The sequence below is a fragment of the Puniceicoccaceae bacterium genome (assembly GCA_040224245.1).
Classification (GTDB): Bacteria; Verrucomicrobiota; Verrucomicrobiia; order Opitutales; family JAFGAQ01; genus JAKSBQ01.
Map to the genome: position 1 here is coordinate 38,278 of JBEGIR010000070.1, position 16,247 is coordinate 54,524.

A 16,247-nucleotide genomic window follows, 5' to 3' on the forward strand; every position below is an offset into this window, starting at 1 on the left:
GGGATATCAACTATCGTAAACACAATGCGAACAGTAGCCAACGTTCCCTGGAGAATCGTGGTTTTCCTGTATCTGTTGCTGGCGTACTGCAGCAGTGCGCATGCATCAGGAATTGAAGCAGCAGATTTTCAGGTGACGATGGAACTGGAGTTCGATCTGGAGCCAGGCACGGTCGCGAAGCTTCCGGTGGATGCGGATCTGGTTCGCTACAGCCAACGCTTTCCTGACGATCTGCGCATCTTTGATGCGGATGGCAATGCCTGGCCATTCTTTCTCCACATGGAGGAGGTCTCCAGTGAAGCATGGGTCGAGGCTTCCTGGCAGAATCCAGTATGGGTGAGTGGGGAGAATGCAGGTGATGTTTTTGAATGTGACGTGATCGTTCCCTCCGGGGATGCGGGACCGTTGCTGCACAATGGCATGGAGATCCTTACAACTGGAGAGAACTATTTTCGCAGGGTCGAACTGGGATTATCGGAACGCGAAGGTGCGAACTTTGCCTGGGGCTATTTGGTTGCGGATGATTCATCCAAAACCCATTCCCGCATCGAGTACGCATCGAGCAATTTTCGCCACATTCGCATGAGGATTCATTCGAGTGCAAGCAACTCGCGTGAGCGGTTTCAACTCATCGCAGTGAGATTGCGAAGGGTGCGGGATGAGCCGCAACGAACGGATTGGCAAAATCTTCCCTATACTCGCATTGATCCTGACGTGAGCGAACAGGGGGAAGGTCATCAGGTGTGGATGATGGACCTTGGGCAGTCCGCATTGCCCGTTGAACGCATTCGCTTCGAAGTGGAGGATCCGGGCTTTGAGAGAAATGTGCGCTGGTACGGCCGTGATGCGACTGGTCAGCGCTGGCAATGGTTGGGGTCGGACACGCTCTACCGCAAACCCGGTGCCCGCAAGCTGCAGATGGAATCGCTGCAGCGTCCGAACGCATACCGCTTTCTCAAGATAACCGAGCATCATCAGGATGATGCTCCGCTCGAGGTGACGAAGATCGATCTGGGGACACGCCAGCGCTGGTTGGTTTTTGAAGTGGGAAGCGATCTTCCGGCGCAGCTTTGTGTTGGACACACCTCCTTGCGTGGAGCAAATTTTGATCTCAAGAAGCGGGTGACCCCGGATCAAATTGGCAATGCCCCGGTGGTGCAGGTTTCCGCCCATGTCGAGCAGCGGGAACCGTCCATCTGGAAGCGATACGATCACCTGTTTGTCATTGGGGTCACCGCTTTGGCAGTCGGTGTTGTTTTGTGGGTAATCGTCGGAATGATGCGGCGAGTCGATGGTGTGGAAACGAATCGTGATGAGGATGGGTAATGGGAACAAGTAGGAGATCTGATAGTTGTGTTCAAGACCCGTGAAACCTGTCAGATCACACTCCAAGCCCTTGTGAAGAGTTGAAGAATGCGTGAAGGTGCTTATCGTTGACCCATGGCTAAAAAGAAAACTTCTGAGACCAAAGCCAAATCGAAGGCTTCAACTTCAAACACACCGGTAGTGGATTCACTTCGGCAGGTGGTTGCCGCGACCTATGCGGTGATCGGTCAAACCCACATTTGTCACTGGAATGTCAGAGGACCCTCGTTCTTTGCATTGCACATGGCGTTTGAGGAGCAGTACACCGAACTTTTCACCGCTGTAGATGATATTGCCGAACGCATCCGTGCGCTTGGCGCGCTCGCTCCCGGTGGCCTGGGAAATCTCGCCAAAATGGCCGGAATTGACGAAATCAAGGAGGATGCGACTGCTGAAGAGATGGTGAAACACCTTGTTGCAGCCAATCTGAAGCTGGTCGATGCGCTCAAGGCCGCGCGGGATGCTGCCGGAGATGCTGGCGATGTTCAGACGGAAGACCTCATGATCGCTCGCATTCAGGTACACGATAAGACCATCTGGATGCTCAATAGCTACCTCGCCTGAGTTTGGCTAATCCTTTATCCCACAAACCCGCACTATCCGATAAAGGGGTGCGGGTTTGTTGTTGGGTTGTTGCTGTGGATGAGAGGATAGCGTAGTGCGGTTTGCCGACTCAGCCGGAGACTGCGACCGCCTCTCCAAAATGATGGTAGCGGAAGCTTCGCACGTAGTTTTTCTCAAAGGTGGGAAATTGCTCGGTGCTCAGTGCATCCAGGTAGGGCTTCCACATTTCACGGGACTTGTTCCAGTATACATTCCAGTTGTCGAGCACATCCACCAGAAAGGATTCGGGTTCTTCAAACTGGATGCCGCCTACACGGGAGAGTCGACCTCCGAATTTGTTGCGCAGCAGAATGGCAGCGTCAACGGATTGTTCCTCAAAGATTTGAAGCGCATGTTCAACCTGTTGTGGATAGGTGGTCTTGAGCAGATCAATCGTGCCATGAAGGTAGAGTGTGGCACGAATGGAACCCACGCTGTGTGTTTCTGTTTCCTTTTCGGGAACGAACTCAAATACAAACTCAGGCTCGAGACTTGCGATTGAGGCATCGCCAGTCGGCAGGTAGCTGACTGTGAGTACGGGTTGATAATCAATCTGTACGTCCCGAATTTCATAGGTTCGCGCTACGGCCAGCAGCGGAAACAGGAATAGGGTGGCGATGAAGAAGCGAAGGCTCATATTTGTAAAAATGTAGGATGGTGTTGCATGCATTCAAGTGAATCTGCGTCTGGAAGTGTCTTTTCACGAAGCTTTTATAAAACACCTGTAAATTTGCGTAACTCTGCGCGACTCGAGTTCAGTGTGAGCTATGAATTCTCGAAAGGCTTTGCGGGTCCGCTTTGTGTCAGATGGTTCTGCAGCGTTTCTTTTTGCACATTTTGGGGGAATTTCGATTAAGCATTCTGGATTCACGTCGATTGCTGGAGGCTGTGACTGTGCATCGGTTCTGACTCGCAGGTCAGTCCACCATATGGCTCAGTCCATTGGCTGAAACGCGCTCTATCTTCTTCACTTCACCGTCGTTCCACATGGCAAAACCAATGCTGCATGATCTGCTTGATGAATGGATTCAAGAATATGCTTCGGTGATTGGCATCCCGCTGAAATGGGAGCGAATCGATTCTGTTCAGCAATCGGATTTGGGAGTAAAGGAATCCCACGCAATGGGATTTTCTTCGGCGAACAACATTCAGGGAAAGCGTTTCCTCAGTGGACAGGATTGGGATTCTTTCGAAATCGACGGAGACAGGATTGTTTCGTATGTATGGTCGTTTGGCGGGCGTGATCCGCTTGCACTGCGAGTGATTCCAATGGAGCAGGTTTCGGACCCCACCCGGTTGAAGCAGCAACTCCGCTTTCTCCGGAAATGGGTACAGCTCCGTCATGATCTGGGGAAGGACAAGTCCTTCACTCCAAGTAGCCATGACCGTTCGCAGGCGTGGGTGGATCAGCAGCGGGTGGAATGTGCTCTTGAGTCCGAGCGCCTGCGTCTTCGCAATGTTCTGCGAGCAACGGGTGCAGGAACCTGGGAATGGCATATCCCCAGCAATGGGATGGATTGTGATGAGCGATGGGCAAAGCTGCTGGGATATTCGCTGGAGGAAATTTTCCCCTGCACTGTGGAAACACGGCGAAAGTTGATTCATCCTGCAGACGTTCGGCGTTCAGACCGCAAACTGCGGGAGCATTTGAGCGGGGAGCAGGAGTTCTACAATTGTGAACTCCGGCTTCGTCACAAAGCGGGCCATTGGGTGTGGGTTCAGGAGCGGGGACAGGTAATTGATCGCGACTCGCAAGGAAACCCCATTGTCATGGCGGGGATTCAGATTGATATTTCCGGACGCAAGCGGGATGAGGCCGAGCTTCGCAAACTCAATCGCAAATTGGGGAAACACATCAAACGAGTGCGCGAGGAAAAGCGAAAGGCTGAGGAGGCTGCTGCATCCAAGAGCGAATTTCTCGCGGTCATGAGTCACGAGATTCGCACACCGCTCAACGCGATTATCGGGATGAATCAGCTGCTCTGCACGACCGAACTGAATGCGGAACAGGAGGAGCTTGTTGGCGGCATTTCAACCAGCGGAGACGTCCTGCTCGATATCATCAATGAAATTCTTGATTTCTCTCGATTCAGTTCCGGAAAACTGGAACTGGAGCAGGTCAGTTTTGACTTGCATGAACTCATGCGAGAGGTGCGAAACCTGTTTCAGAGTCAGACTGCAGAGAAGGGCATTGCGTTTGAAGTAAAGTGGCCTGAAGGGCAATGTTGTGCACTGTTGGGAGATCCACACCGTATCAAGCAGGTTCTCATCAACCTGGTTGGAAATGCTGTGAAATTCACTCGGGAAGGCAGCGTGGTTCTACAGCTGGAATGGGAAGTCCTCGACACGCAGTGTGATTTGTATCTGACTGTCACCGACACCGGAATTGGCATCGCCCCCGAGGTGCAGAAGTGCCTCTTTGATCCCTTCTCACAGGCGGATGCTTCGACGACACGGCAGTTCGGAGGAACCGGACTGGGTCTGGCCATCTGCAAAAAACTTGTCGATGCGATGGAAGGAAGCATTGAGGTGGAGAGTGAACTGGGTCGGGGAACAACTTTTCGCGTTGCGATCACGCTTCCGACGAGCGTGCAGCAGATTCCGGCACTTGTTTCGCAGGTGGAAGTGGAGCCGCACAACGTGGACCCAGATACGGTTTCGATACTCGTGGCTGAGGATAATGCCTTTAACCAGACGGTGATCGAACGCATGCTCAAACGCTTGGGTTATGCCTGCGACCTTGTGCCCAACGGTGCGTTAGCGTTCGAGGCATGCGCACAGCAGCGCTACGACCTTGTGCTGATGGATGTCAACATGCCGGTGATGGATGGGTTTGCGGCGGCGAAACAGATTCGCAACAACCTGGCGGCTGAGCTGCAACCGGTGATCATCGCGGTTACGGCGCTTGCTCTGCATGGTGACAGGGAAAAATGCATGGAATGCGGCATGGATGACTATCTTGTCAAACCCATCCATTTGTCCGAGCTTGAGAAGAAGTTGCTCTCCTGGCTGGCCTGATGGAATGGCAATCCTTGCCTTTTGCAGTGAGGGTTGCCATGGTGATGCATCTCGTTTCCATTGCTCATGCCTCAACCGAACATCACTACCCCCGAACAGGCCCTGCTGCAGTTGCGCGCGGGGAACTCGACTCCAGAAGCGAAGCTCAAGGCCGCTAGTTTTCTGATCCTGCAAAATCACTTTGCCCACTATCGCGAAGTCATCGAAGTGCTGCGACCTCTGGAGTCGCACTTCTCCGAAAATGTAGAGTGGCTTTATTGCGTGGGCTATGCGCTCGTGACAAAACACGAACCCGCTGCATCGATTCCATATCTGCTGAGATCCATCCGTTACATCCAAAACAATGCCGCCCTGTATACAGCACTCACCTGGGCCTACTTGCAGGTGGATGATTTTGGCAATGCTTTCCTGACCAGTTCGGCGGGCCTGCACAACTGTGCGGAAAAAGGGACTCTTCCGAGCTTGCAATACCTCTCCCGCGTGCGATTTGAAGGGCATCGCGTAGTGGCCTTTCCAAAGCAGGGGATTGACTTCAAATACGCCCTGTTCACAAGCAACACCCAGGAAATTGAGGCTGCACTGCATCACCTCACCCAGCAGTTCACCGAGCAGGATGAACTCGAGATGCTGAGGGAGCACCTGGGGCAGGTAAATTCTATTGCGGAGGTGGGCTGTCTGGTAGGCAACCATTCCGTCTATTTTCTCCATACCTTCCGGCCCCAACGCATGAAGATCATGGATGCCAGCCGTGTGAGTCTCGAGCATGCGAGGGAAAATCTTGAGCTGAATCTGACGGACTCTTCACCACTCGAGGTGGACTACGTTCACACGGCCATTGGCAGGGAATCCGGCACCCTCCGTTTTTTCGACGAGCAGGTCCCGGTCAATTCCCTGAGTAACTTGCTCACCGAACCCTTTGATTTTCTCAAGATTGATGTCGACGGCATGGAAATGGAAGCGCTGGAAGGAGCGGAATCCTATCTGCTCGAACACCAACCTCGAGTGATGATCGAGGTGCTTCACGACTACAAATCCACATTTGAAGCGTTTCTGCAGCGCGTGCGATACCACATCGTCAGCCGTATTGAGCGACCCCATTACAGCAACTACCTCATCGCTCCCGAATCTCGTAAGAGCTGAGTCTGTGGTTGCACATGCATTCCTTAGAGGGAAATCTCCAAGACTCATCGGAGCAGCTCAATCCATCCCACTCCATGGTTTCGACAGTGCTGTTGTGTTATTTCAGGGTCCAACTCATTTGAGTTGATCATCACCAGAACGGGACACTCTGCCGCTCGGAATGCCCCGAGGGAGGGCAGGAAATCTTCGGAAGCCAGAGTCAGAATCACGTTGGATTCAGGGGTAGACGCAAATTTGATGTTATCCAGCAATTCAGTGAGGTCTGGTATCGGGGTTAGCTGTGGTAATGTTACCAATAGCGGACAACGCAATCCTCCCCGGGATTTTCGAATCAGCTGCAGCACTTCCGTCCAGGCATCTTGCCAGGTTTCGATTGTCCCGTGCGTTCCTCCCCATTCGAACTGCAACAAAACCTGTTCTTGGAATTTCTGGAAAACATCAACGTAAGGAGACTGGATCCATCGCAGGATAAAGGTCTTCAAGACCTGAGCATCGTGGACTGACTGCAGGTCGTGAAAGGAAACTGCGACGGGCAGTTCCAATGCCTGAAAACGCGTGAGCAACTCGCTCAGGAATTGGGCGGAATGTTGCATGCTTCCACCCGTTTGAGTGTGCCATTTCAGGCACACCAGATTGATTTCCTGTTGTTTCATCCGAGCTGCAAGGGCTGCCCAGAATCCGGGAATCTGACAAGTCTCGGCAGTGACTTCAATGCCACTGGCCAATAGCTCTTCGGCACGATCTTGAGAAGCTGTAAAGATACGTCCGGCGCGCACCATAATGCTGGAATTTGCGGCAGTTCCCATGTTGGAGATCACATGTGATGCGGGCTGGGTGCGAAAAGGGAAGGCCGGGACTTCGGCTGTTCCAAACAGAGTAGGCTGCGCTGAGTTGGACCATGCATATCGGGCCTGCCGAATCTCTGAGACTTCGCTGGAGCGTAGGATGACCTGGTCTTCGCTCACATGAGCTTCGGCGGAATGAAAGTGTCCGTCCGGTCCTGCGACTTCAAAGCCAGTTCCGCTTACACGCTCTATCAGTCGCAGACCTCCAGCAGTACTCTTAAAGTTCAAATTCACCTCCCCGCCTGAACCCGTCATCGAGGCAAAGATGGGTGCGAGCCAATCGGAGTTTCCGATTCCATAAACCTCAGCCAGTGCCCAGGCTGCCAAACGCTCGCCAATGGGGTGTTTGAGTGAGGGATGAAGTGCGTCAAGCTCCTCGGACCCGACCAGATCCAGGGTTGGCACCATGCCTGTGTTCTTCAGAAACAGGGCTGATCCTTGGGCCTCCCAAAATTCCGGTAGTGCACCCGCAGAATAACCGGACCATGGAGCGATTTGAACAAAACCAAAGGGAAAGTTTTCCTGTCCCCAGGAGCGTCGCCAACCTTCGATCATGCGGGGGAAGAGTTTTGAAAACTCGGCGGGACGATCCACATTACTTTCACCCTGGTACCACACCACTCCGCGCATCGAGTATCCTGCGATGGGATAGACCATACCGTTCCAGAGCACGGAAGGGTGGTGTTTGTCAGTTGCATCTTTGGGCATCCACGGACCTTTTCCGCGGTAAGCCTGGAGCTGCTCCAATTCAAAGGCAGGGGTCCACGATTCACAATAGGTGCCTTCCAGGGTTACCTGAATCAGGCCTATGGGTACATTCAGCTGGGCCAGCAATTGCTCCCCGAAGAAGAATCCTACGGCACTGAATTTTTTCACGCTTTCGGGAGTGCACGCTGCCCATTGGTTGAGGGATTCCATCCAAAAATCAGCGACATCTTCACTCAACTCTCCACTGGCCCGATGTCCCACAGCCCGCAACCGCAGCTGCGGCAGGTTGGCGCGAGAGATGGCGGCTTCGCTCTGGTGCACGGGTTGGTTCTTCCACCCCGACAGAGGCATCGCCATATTCGACTGTCCGGCGACAATCCAGACTTCACCGATCCAAACATCCTTCAGCTCGATGCGATTGCTGCCTTCAATGGTGATGGTAAAGGGTCCCGCATGAAGGTTGGCGTCCGGGGTATGTAGAACCGCCTTCCAGCCTCCGCTGGCATCTGCACTGACTTGTATCGCGTTGCCGTCCCAACTTCCGGTTACCGTGATCTTTTCATCGCTGTCTGCCCAACCCCAGATATTGACGGATTGTTGCTGCTGCAGCACCATGCCATCTCCAAAAATTTTTGCGACACGCAGTTCGGCGGACACAGAGCATAACACGCAGAACATCAGTACGGCATATCCCACCCTTAGTTTGGGCAATATCCTCAAAAAACGTGTCGTGCAAAACCTCATTTATTGTGGCTTTCCGGATGGAGAATCACCTTACCGAGATAGTTGGAAGGGCAGAGAAAAAAACGGTCGGAACGCTGAGTGCGAGCAATATTTCGGCAAGCACGAACAGGGTTCTGGAGGATTGGCATGACATGGAGGAATGGATTCAGAGCATTTGACCTTTCCGGCTGGAATCGGAGCCGCAGTGGGTCAGAGGTGGATTGAAGGTAAGACGATTCCAGAATCCCTCCAATTTTGAGTCAGGCAGGATGCCTTTTCAAGATCGAATCACATGGTGAATAAGCATCAGTTTGCAGCAGGGGAAGGACCATGACCACGGTTCCCGCGATTTAGAGTCGTCGGGCTAGAAGGTGATGACATGCATTCCGAATCGAGCGGAATCGATGCATCCCTCCCTCACATTGAAAAAGGTTCGGCATTAGCACCGGATTGTACCAAGTTGGCGAATGTACCAACACATCTGACATGGATATCGATGATCTGATTTCAAGACTGACCTGGGGAGATCTCGAGCACGCTTTCGGCGCAACCATTCTGAAACGCGGACAAGACTATTTTGAGCAAGGTTTCGTGAGAGAGTTGTATCGCATGGGCGAGCACGAGATCATCGCGACCGTCAGGGGCACCCGCGACTACATCACAGCTGTTGCCATCAGTGACGAAGATGAGGACGTCTTTTCCTCCGAGTGCAGCTGTCCTTATGAGGATGATTGCAAACATGTAGTGGCGGCACTGCTGCAGTATGCAGCACAGATAAGTAAAGGAGTGGAAGTGCCATTCATCGAGGAAGCCAAACTGGAGAACTGGCTCAGTAAACTCGAAAACGCGACCGATGAGTGGCTGGATGAAACTCCGGAATCGAATTTCACGGTCAGCCCCAAACTTCGGTCTGCGATTGATGCGATGTCGAAGCAGGAGTTGAGTTCGGCCCTGATCGATTTGGCAAATCGATTTGAGGCCGTGGAAACCTGGCTGCAACACGCCGTAAGGCTGCAACGCAAGAACCGTGGCCAGCTCATTCGTAGTATCCGGGGGGGGGTTAAGGGATTTCGAAACTTCGGATTTTGATGGTTACTATACTGATCACAGTGAATCCGCTACACTGCTACTGGATCATCTGAAAGCTTTGCTGTCGATTGGGGCTTATGAAGATCTGCTCACCCTGGGGGAGGAACTGCACCCCGGTGTTTCGATTGCGATCCAACAGGAGGAAGAATCCGACAGCTTTTCAATTTTCGAGGCCTGTGCCAGGACCACGATTGAAGCGCTGAACCTTGTGGAATGGTCGGCCAGGCAAAAAATCGATTGGGCCATTCAGCAGGTGATGGAAGACGAGTTCGGCATTTACAATGACCTGACTCCAGAGGTCATTCATGCGCTTGGGAACAGATCCGACTGGTCGGAAACTGCGGACCACCTCATTGAAAGGCTGAAGGAGCGGAAAGGGGTGAACGAAGACAGCGATGCTTGGAGCGAAGTGTGTTGTCGCAATTCACTGTTCGAGTGGGGTGTGCGGTCACTGGAATGGGCTGGCAGGAACCGTGAAGTACTCGATTTTTACCGAAGAGAAGCCGAGGTTACGGGAGATGCGATACCGCTGATCCGACGACTCATCGAAGAACGCAGGTGGCGCGAAGCCGAAGATCATTGTCTGCGTGCCATCGCAAAGGCGGAGTCGGCATCCAGTGATTTCGATCTTCGGATGCGGACGCAGAGGTATCACAATCTGCTGGTCGAAATCTATGAGGCAGAGGGTCGAATCGATGAAGCAGCTGCGATGCTAGCTTTCGATTTTTTTGATACTCCATCGGTGAAATCGTATTTCGATCTGCTGACAGCAAGTCGGCGATCCAATGAAGCGATTGAAGCATCCGTGAGGTGGTTTGCACTTCACTACTTGCAGACGGGTCAATTGCCACAAAGTGTTGCCACAGCTGAATCCGAACCCCATACATGGCCGCTCCCAACGCTCGATTTTTTACCCGCTCCATCTGGACGGAAGCGTGGTAAACCCGATTACCAGACCTTGATCGATATCGGAATTGAAGAACAACATCCGTCGGAGGTCTTGCGCTGGTACAAAGCCTTTGCGGAAGAGAAACCGCGCTACTATGCTGAAGACTCCCTTGCGCGGGTGGCGAATTGCCTCGCAAATGAATATTCAGCCTGGTCGGTTGCGATTTGGAAACGCATCGCGGAGTCACACATCGAACGAGTGCAGCCTTCCGCCTATGAGCAGGCGGCTCCCTACCTGAAGCGCATCAAACGTGCCCTGCAAAAGGAACAGAATCATGAAGAATGGGAGCGCTACTATCAGACATTGGTATTGAAGAACCGGAGACGCCCGCGATGCATGGATGTACTGCGCCGAATCCATGACTCGGACAAACCCATCCTGTAGGGTCCTACCCCTCACTCTTTGGCGGGATTGGATTAGCGTCCACTGCGTCTGAGAGTGACATCAAGCTGAAGAGAGAAACTAAGAATGAGAATGTAAGTTTCCTCGTTATGAAGTTCAGTCGAGCACAATGGAACGAGGTGATCGAATTTCGGCTCACCAGTAAGGTCGAAGCGGAGATGGGGGAGTCTGGCCTGACGCGGCCTTGAAGCGACCATTGCGCTTTTCCTTGTTTATTTATTTAGAATAAAAATAACTGTCCAGGTTCCAAAAAACTGGACAAGGATCGAAAATCGGAAAAGATATGAGCATGCGTTCAGTTGAATTGTTCTCAGGGGCTGGTGGGCTTGCGCTCGGATTGGAGGAAGCGGGTTTCAAGAATGAAGGTCTTTTCGAAATGAACAAGAATGCTTGTGCGACACTAAGGCACAACAGGCCGTCTTGGAACGTTTTTGAGACTGATGTAAGAGGTGTTGATTTCAAGGATTTTGCTGGGGTGGAGTTAGTTGCAGGGGGTCCACCATGCCAGCCGTTTTCTATGGGTGGAAAAGCGAAGGGTTCTAACGACTCGAGAGATATGTTCCCGCAAGCAATCCGCGCCGTTAGGGAGATTAGGCCAAAAGCATTCATTTTCGAGAATGTGAGAGGATTATTGCGAGGAGCATTTTCCAATTACGTGGAGTATCTGCGTTTGCAGATGACTTACCCAAACTTCCCAGTTTCTGATAATCTCGAATGGTGCATGAATCTAAGAAGACTGCAGCGGCATCACTCCTCTAGGAGGGATTTGTCTGACTTAGAATATAATGTTTCCATTCAGTGTGTGAATGCTGCGGATTATGGAGTTCCCCAAAAAAGGCATAGAGTTTTTTTTGTGGGATTGCGGAAGGATTTGAACGTCGGTTGGTCTTTTCCAGAAACAACCCACAGCTTTGAGAAACTTCTGTTTGATCAATTTGTTGGCTTTGGCTATTGGGGAAAACATAAAATAACGCCTTTGATGAACACAGAATACCATCTTCGGCATTCTACAAAGATCAGGTCTTTGGGAGAACAACTTTTGCCCTGCGAAAAAGAGGCTTGGTCGACTGTGAGGGATGTGTTGAGAAAGATCCCTGACCCGAGTTCAAAAAACACGTTACTGAATCACCGGTTTCAGTCGGGAGCAAAATCATATCCAGGGCACACTGGGAGCTTGTTGGATGAGCCTGCAAAAGCGCTTAAAGCTGGCGATCATGGCGTGCCAGGGGGAGAGAACATGTTGCGAAATGACTGCGGGAAAGTCAGATATTTCACTGTGAGAGAAGCGGCGATCCTTCAAACTTTTCCGATGGATTTTGAATTCATCGGTTCATGGACGGAATCGATGCGGCAATTGGGAAATGCGGTACCAGTTCAATTAGCGAAAATTGTAGCACATTCTGTCTCAATCAAGTTGAGTCAAGGGAATGAAAGAGAACGAGTTCTTCAATCCGCTAGATAAAATCAACCTCGGTCAAAGCATCGTAAACGCGCTCCTCGCAAGCGAAGAGATCCCCTTAGCTGACATTTCGAGAATTTCTGGAGCCGGAATTTATGCCATCTACTACCGGGGCGATTTTCGCCCGTATGCGGTCTTAGCGGAGCGAAACAAGGAAGCTGGAGAATTGCCGATCTACGTCGGAAAAGCCATCCCTAAAGGGGGCAGAAAGGGAATCTTACAGGATGCCTCTGGAGCGTCAGATGCATTGTTTCAAAGAATTCAGGAACATTTGAAATCAATTCAGACCGTTCAGAATTTGGATGTATCGGATTTTTCTTACAGATACATCGCTGTCGATGACATATGGATCCCGTTAGGTGAGACCTTGGTGATTCAGAGATTTGAACCTCTTTGGAATTCGGTGGTAGAAGGATTTGGGAATCATGATCCGGGCAGTGGGAGATATAATGGAATGAGACCGCTTTGGGACGAACTCCATCCTGGGCGGAAGTGGGCAATGAAATGTCAACCTGCGAAGAAAAACGGAGAACGGATTATTCGGGACGTCGCCGACTATTTCGCTCGGAAATTTGGAAATTTAGATTACGCATGCTTCTGATGCGTCACAGCGACCCGAAGCTGACGACGCAGACTTACACTGATAAACGTGCAATCCAATTGCACGAAGAATTGCAAAGTCTTCCGTGGATCGATGATGCAACGTGGTCCACTGAAACCGAGTCTGACGAGTGGACCGCAAAATGGACCACCTCTTTGCAGAAAACGGGCGAAAACGAGAGACATTTAGAGAATTCAAATGTTGGTCTCGAGATTCTTCAAGTGCTTGAAAGAAACAGTTTTATACAGTCTGAGACAAGCAGTGATAATGTGAAAAAATGGTACCTGGAGAGGGGGTCGAACCCTCACTCCCTTGCGGGAATTGGATTTTGAGTCCAACGCGTCTGCCAATTCCGCCATCCAGGCTTGCCTTGCAAGGGTTCTGTTAAAAGCAATTTCCGGGGGGAGATCAAGTGCGGAAATGAAAAATCGGCAGGAACAAATTCGAGTGTGGATTTACTCGGGAATGATCTTGCGTGCCTCGAGGTCGGACGGAATGGAATGCCCAACCATTTCGAGCAACTGGATCAGGTTGAGCAGGTTTTGGGAAGTGCTGTTGGTGCTGATTCCCGGAACCTCTTCAATGGGCTGAAGGGATTGCGGTGGGGTGATGTGCTGGGTCTGCATGGGTTGAACTGCACCCAATTCCCTCCATGCTGCTTCGGCGAGGGCTGCATCGCTGGTTTTCATGGCGGCGTAGGCGGTCAGGCGCGCGTGCCAGTGGGGAAAATTTCCACCTCCGATGCCTTCGGGGGTTTGACGATTGTAGTGACGGCAGTAATCGAGCCAGGCCTGTTCAAACTCGGGATGGTCGACAAGTTCGAGCAATTCAAACATGACCTCAGCTCCGCCCATGATGGAGACCAGGTGAGCGGTGTGGTGGGAGGGGCCGGGGATGTCGTTGATCATCGCGCCCGTCTCGGGATCGTAGCCAAACACACCGGGTCCGGAAAAGAGTCCGTGTTCAAATTCGGCAAGACTGGTCATACCAGCGAGAATTTTGTCGCGGTAGCTCGGGTCGCCCGTGCGTTCCCACTCGGTCATCCAGTTTCCCACAAATGCGAGCCAGTCGGGTCCGACACGAATGCGTGCAGCCGCGGTGGTCGGAAAACGTTCGATGGGCATGGCGATGCGCAGGGGGTCGAGACGCAGCAGGGATTGATCGGCATCCCGGACCGCTCGCATCAGATCGCCCGTTCGCTCGTCCGCCGTGAGGTAATAATAAAAACGCTGTAGGGCGGCCTGACTGACACGGGCCTCCTTGGCCCCGTCGCCCCAGTGGCGTACATTGTGACGGGTTCCCAGACCCTGGAAGCGGCCGATGTGGTAGGAGTCCACTTCGCCGACATGGCGCGTCATGGCCTCTGCCATGCGATAGACTGCAGGGTCACCGGTGCGCAGAAAACTGTACCAGAGCCACATGTTGGGGACGAGTTCGGCATTGGCCCAGGCATAGCCCCCGATGTCGTAACGCCACATGTGGCGATGGGGATCGTATCCATGCATGACATCGCCATAGTCCCAGAAACCGTACCAATGGCGCTGGTCGATCTCGGTCTGGTAGTGTTCCAACGCCCCAGCAAGTGCGGCCTCGAAGTTACGTTTTTGTGCGTTCGACGAATCGGGCAAACTCCAAACGCCAAAGACACCACTTTCGTGCAGGTATTCCGGCGAAGTCACGAGCAAGCGGGGATGTTGTACACTGGCGGCCTGCTTGGCTGCCAGTGCGGGTTTGGGAATCGAATCTGTTGCAAACAGCGTGAGTTCGGTGGTGCGGGCGATGCCATAGGGTGTACTGAAGCCCGCTTGCACATCCTCATAGGCAGCGCGTAGACCGTGGGCGCGTGTGGAATAGTGGCGCAAGTCCATTGCGGGCGCATCCGGAGACCAGAGCCAGGCGGTCAGGGTTGCTTCCGCAGTGGTGGCTCCACGAATTTCCAGGGCACTGGGATGGCTCTGCCAGAAATCGCGAACGGCGATGGCCAACCCGCCACTGACCTCGCCGACAAACGCATAACCGGAGGAGCGCGTGCCCTGAGCGGCATCGAGCCATACGGTTTCGGAACCCATGCGCTTCTGAATCTGAAATCCATTGGCATTGGGCTGCGTGAGTTTGTAGTCGGACCAGCTGGCCCAGTCTGCAAACATCTGCTGGCCTACAGACCCAAAACGGGACGCCTCGGGGATGGATTCACCTGCTAATTGACGGGTGTAAAGGTCGCCAGCACCTGGAATTGGAAAACGACCATATAGCGGCTGAACCGGTTCTGCCCAGATGCCACCGTCGGCTCCGGAGAAACGCACATGGCGATTGGGAATGGACTCGTGCAGCGGCACACTGCACTGCAGACCAATGCCGCGGATGAAATCGGCTTCGGCTTCACCGTCGAAGGTAAACGTGTGCACCACATCGACAGAATCCTGACCCGCGTAGAAGGTCAGGCGCACCACAAAGGGGAGCCACTTGCGAGCACCACCCTGTTGCTTGTGAGTGCCCTCAAGGCGGATTAGCGCACGCATCGGTCCGTCTTGTTCGACGGTGACGAACTCCACCTCACTGATAAACGATGAGTGATTTGGAGCCTGACCCTCGAATCCGTCGGGTCCGTTCTGCAGCAGTATGATCAGGCGAGCATCGTTGAGCACCTGACGCTTGTCGCGCTTCAGGGATGCGATCAACGCTGGGCCCCGACGCGGGATGACCGCCTGGATGACTCCGGTGTCAATGGAAACGCTGGACTCTGTCGGCAGCACCGTGATCGATTGAGCCGGATTGCGGGCTTCCGGAGTCGGGTGCAGGGAGAAGGACGCATCGCTGTCGGCGGGCAGCACACTGGCAAATGCCTTCCACTTGAGTGAGCCGTCGGGCCAGTAGGCCAGTGGCCATGACTGCAGGGTGTGGGTGCCTCCGTCAGTGGATTGCAGCACGAAGTTTTGGCCAGGCTGAACGGATCCCTGCGCAAAGGGCACTCCCCACGTCACCCCTCGTGACGGCAGCTCTGGTGTTTCGAGCCACTTCAGTTCAACAGGGCTGTTTCCGTGCAGGGCAGCGAACGTGCAGAGACTGAGGCAGGCAAGCAGTGAGCAACGCGGCCACCGTTTGGCGGCGGGAATCAGGGGCAGGAATCGCATCTTCATGGGTCGGAGTGTTAACAGTCGGTGGGTGGGGTTTTGCACGAGCGAAGGCGCAGCTCAAGGCAAACCGTGGGAAAGCATGACGGCGAGTGCAGACGACTCAGACAGTCAATTGCTGCGCCTGAGTGCGCACCGCAGGTTTGTGAAGAAATACTTTCGGAATGAAAATTCCAAGTCAACGGGAGGGGCTGCCGAGGCGGATGCAAGCGGC

At 53.0% G+C, this 16,247-nt stretch carries 11 protein-coding genes and 1 tRNA gene; 8 read left to right on the plus strand and 4 right to left on the minus strand.

Annotated elements, in window-relative coordinates; all coding sequences use genetic code 11:
* Nucleotides 1-24: 24 nt before the first annotated feature.
* Together ABQ298_11425 and ABQ298_11430 are read left to right on the plus strand one after the other, a co-directional pair.
* Nucleotides 25-1,326 carry a DUF3999 family protein gene (locus tag ABQ298_11425; GenBank protein ID MEQ9824986.1) on the plus strand — a complete coding sequence of 434 codons (1,302 nt, stop codon included), beginning with the start codon at nucleotides 25-27 and terminating at the stop codon, nucleotides 1,324-1,326.
* Nucleotides 1,327-1,440: 114 nt separating this feature from the next.
* The gene (locus ABQ298_11430; GenBank protein ID MEQ9824987.1) at nucleotides 1,441-1,929 is read left to right on the plus strand and encodes a DNA starvation/stationary phase protection protein; all 489 of its coding nucleotides are present in this window, start codon (nucleotides 1,441-1,443) and stop codon (nucleotides 1,927-1,929) included.
* Between the two features lie 109 nt (nucleotides 1,930-2,038).
* Here ABQ298_11430 and ABQ298_11435 read toward each other — a convergent pair whose 3' ends face one another.
* Complete coding sequence (locus ABQ298_11435; protein ID MEQ9824988.1) at nucleotides 2,039-2,605, minus strand: hypothetical protein; 567 nt, start codon at nucleotides 2,603-2,605, stop codon at nucleotides 2,039-2,041.
* A gap of 350 nt (nucleotides 2,606-2,955) precedes the next feature.
* Between ABQ298_11435 and ABQ298_11440 the strand changes: the two genes are divergently transcribed.
* Entirely contained in the window at nucleotides 2,956-4,986 is a 2,031-nt protein-coding gene (locus ABQ298_11440) for an ATP-binding protein (protein ID MEQ9824989.1), read from the plus strand.
* Nucleotides 4,987-5,052: 66 nt separating this feature from the next.
* Nucleotides 5,053-6,126 carry an FkbM family methyltransferase gene (locus tag ABQ298_11445; GenBank protein MEQ9824990.1) on the plus strand — a complete coding sequence of 358 codons (1,074 nt, stop codon included), beginning with the start codon at nucleotides 5,053-5,055 and terminating at the stop codon, nucleotides 6,124-6,126.
* A 44-nt stretch (nucleotides 6,127-6,170) separates the two neighbouring features.
* On the opposite strand, the gene ABQ298_11450 is transcribed toward ABQ298_11445, so the two are convergent.
* Nucleotides 6,171-8,336 carry a sialate O-acetylesterase gene (locus tag ABQ298_11450; GenBank protein MEQ9824991.1) on the minus strand — a complete coding sequence of 722 codons (2,166 nt, stop codon included), beginning with the start codon at nucleotides 8,334-8,336 and terminating at the stop codon, nucleotides 6,171-6,173.
* Between the two features lie 552 nt (nucleotides 8,337-8,888).
* On the opposite strand from ABQ298_11450, the gene ABQ298_11455 reads away from it, so the two are divergent.
* From ABQ298_11455 to ABQ298_11470, 4 genes are all read left to right on the plus strand, one after another.
* Nucleotides 8,889-9,491, plus strand: coding sequence for an SWIM zinc finger family protein (locus ABQ298_11455; GenBank protein ID MEQ9824992.1), 603 nt, complete (start codon nucleotides 8,889-8,891; stop codon nucleotides 9,489-9,491).
* A complete protein-coding gene (locus ABQ298_11460) occupies nucleotides 9,430-10,824 on the plus strand; it encodes a hypothetical protein (protein MEQ9824993.1) in 1,395 nt (464 codons plus the stop codon). Before ABQ298_11455 ends, ABQ298_11460 begins: the two co-directional genes overlap by 62 nt.
* A gap of 301 nt (nucleotides 10,825-11,125) precedes the next feature.
* A complete protein-coding gene (dcm, locus tag ABQ298_11465) occupies nucleotides 11,126-12,304 on the plus strand; it encodes a DNA (cytosine-5-)-methyltransferase (protein MEQ9824994.1) in 1,179 nt (392 codons plus the stop codon).
* Nucleotides 12,270-12,902, plus strand: coding sequence for an Eco29kI family restriction endonuclease (locus tag ABQ298_11470; protein MEQ9824995.1), 633 nt, complete (start codon nucleotides 12,270-12,272; stop codon nucleotides 12,900-12,902). Before dcm ends, ABQ298_11470 begins: the two co-directional genes overlap by 35 nt.
* A gap of 278 nt (nucleotides 12,903-13,180) precedes the next feature.
* On the opposite strand, the gene ABQ298_11475 is transcribed toward ABQ298_11470, so the two are convergent.
* A tRNA-Leu gene (locus ABQ298_11475) sits at nucleotides 13,181-13,267 on the minus strand.
* A 90-nt stretch (nucleotides 13,268-13,357) separates the two neighbouring features.
* Nucleotides 13,358-16,039: a hypothetical protein gene (locus ABQ298_11480; GenBank protein MEQ9824996.1), complete on the minus strand. Its 2,682-nt coding sequence runs from the start codon at nucleotides 16,037-16,039 to the stop codon at nucleotides 13,358-13,360.
* Nucleotides 16,040-16,247 lie beyond the last annotated feature (208 nt).

Coding starts and splice junctions, on each gene's coding strand:
- ABQ298_11425 (MEQ9824986.1), top strand. CDS start 25: ATGCGAACAGTAGCCAACGTTCCCTGGAGAATCGTGGTTTTCCTGTAT.
- ABQ298_11430 (MEQ9824987.1), top strand. CDS start 1,441: ATGGCTAAAAAGAAAACTTCTGAGACCAAAGCCAAATCGAAGGCTTCA.
- ABQ298_11435 (MEQ9824988.1), bottom strand. CDS start 2,605: ATGAGCCTTCGCTTCTTCATCGCCACCCTATTCCTGTTTCCGCTGCTG.
- ABQ298_11440 (MEQ9824989.1), top strand. CDS start 2,956: ATGGCAAAACCAATGCTGCATGATCTGCTTGATGAATGGATTCAAGAA.
- ABQ298_11445 (MEQ9824990.1), top strand. CDS start 5,053: ATGCCTCAACCGAACATCACTACCCCCGAACAGGCCCTGCTGCAGTTG.
- ABQ298_11455 (MEQ9824992.1), top strand. CDS start 8,889: ATGGATATCGATGATCTGATTTCAAGACTGACCTGGGGAGATCTCGAG.
- dcm (MEQ9824994.1), top strand. CDS start 11,126: ATGAGCATGCGTTCAGTTGAATTGTTCTCAGGGGCTGGTGGGCTTGCG.
- ABQ298_11470 (MEQ9824995.1), top strand. CDS start 12,270: ATGAAAGAGAACGAGTTCTTCAATCCGCTAGATAAAATCAACCTCGGT.
- ABQ298_11480 (MEQ9824996.1), bottom strand. CDS start 16,039: ATGAAGATGCGATTCCTGCCCCTGATTCCCGCCGCCAAACGGTGGCCG.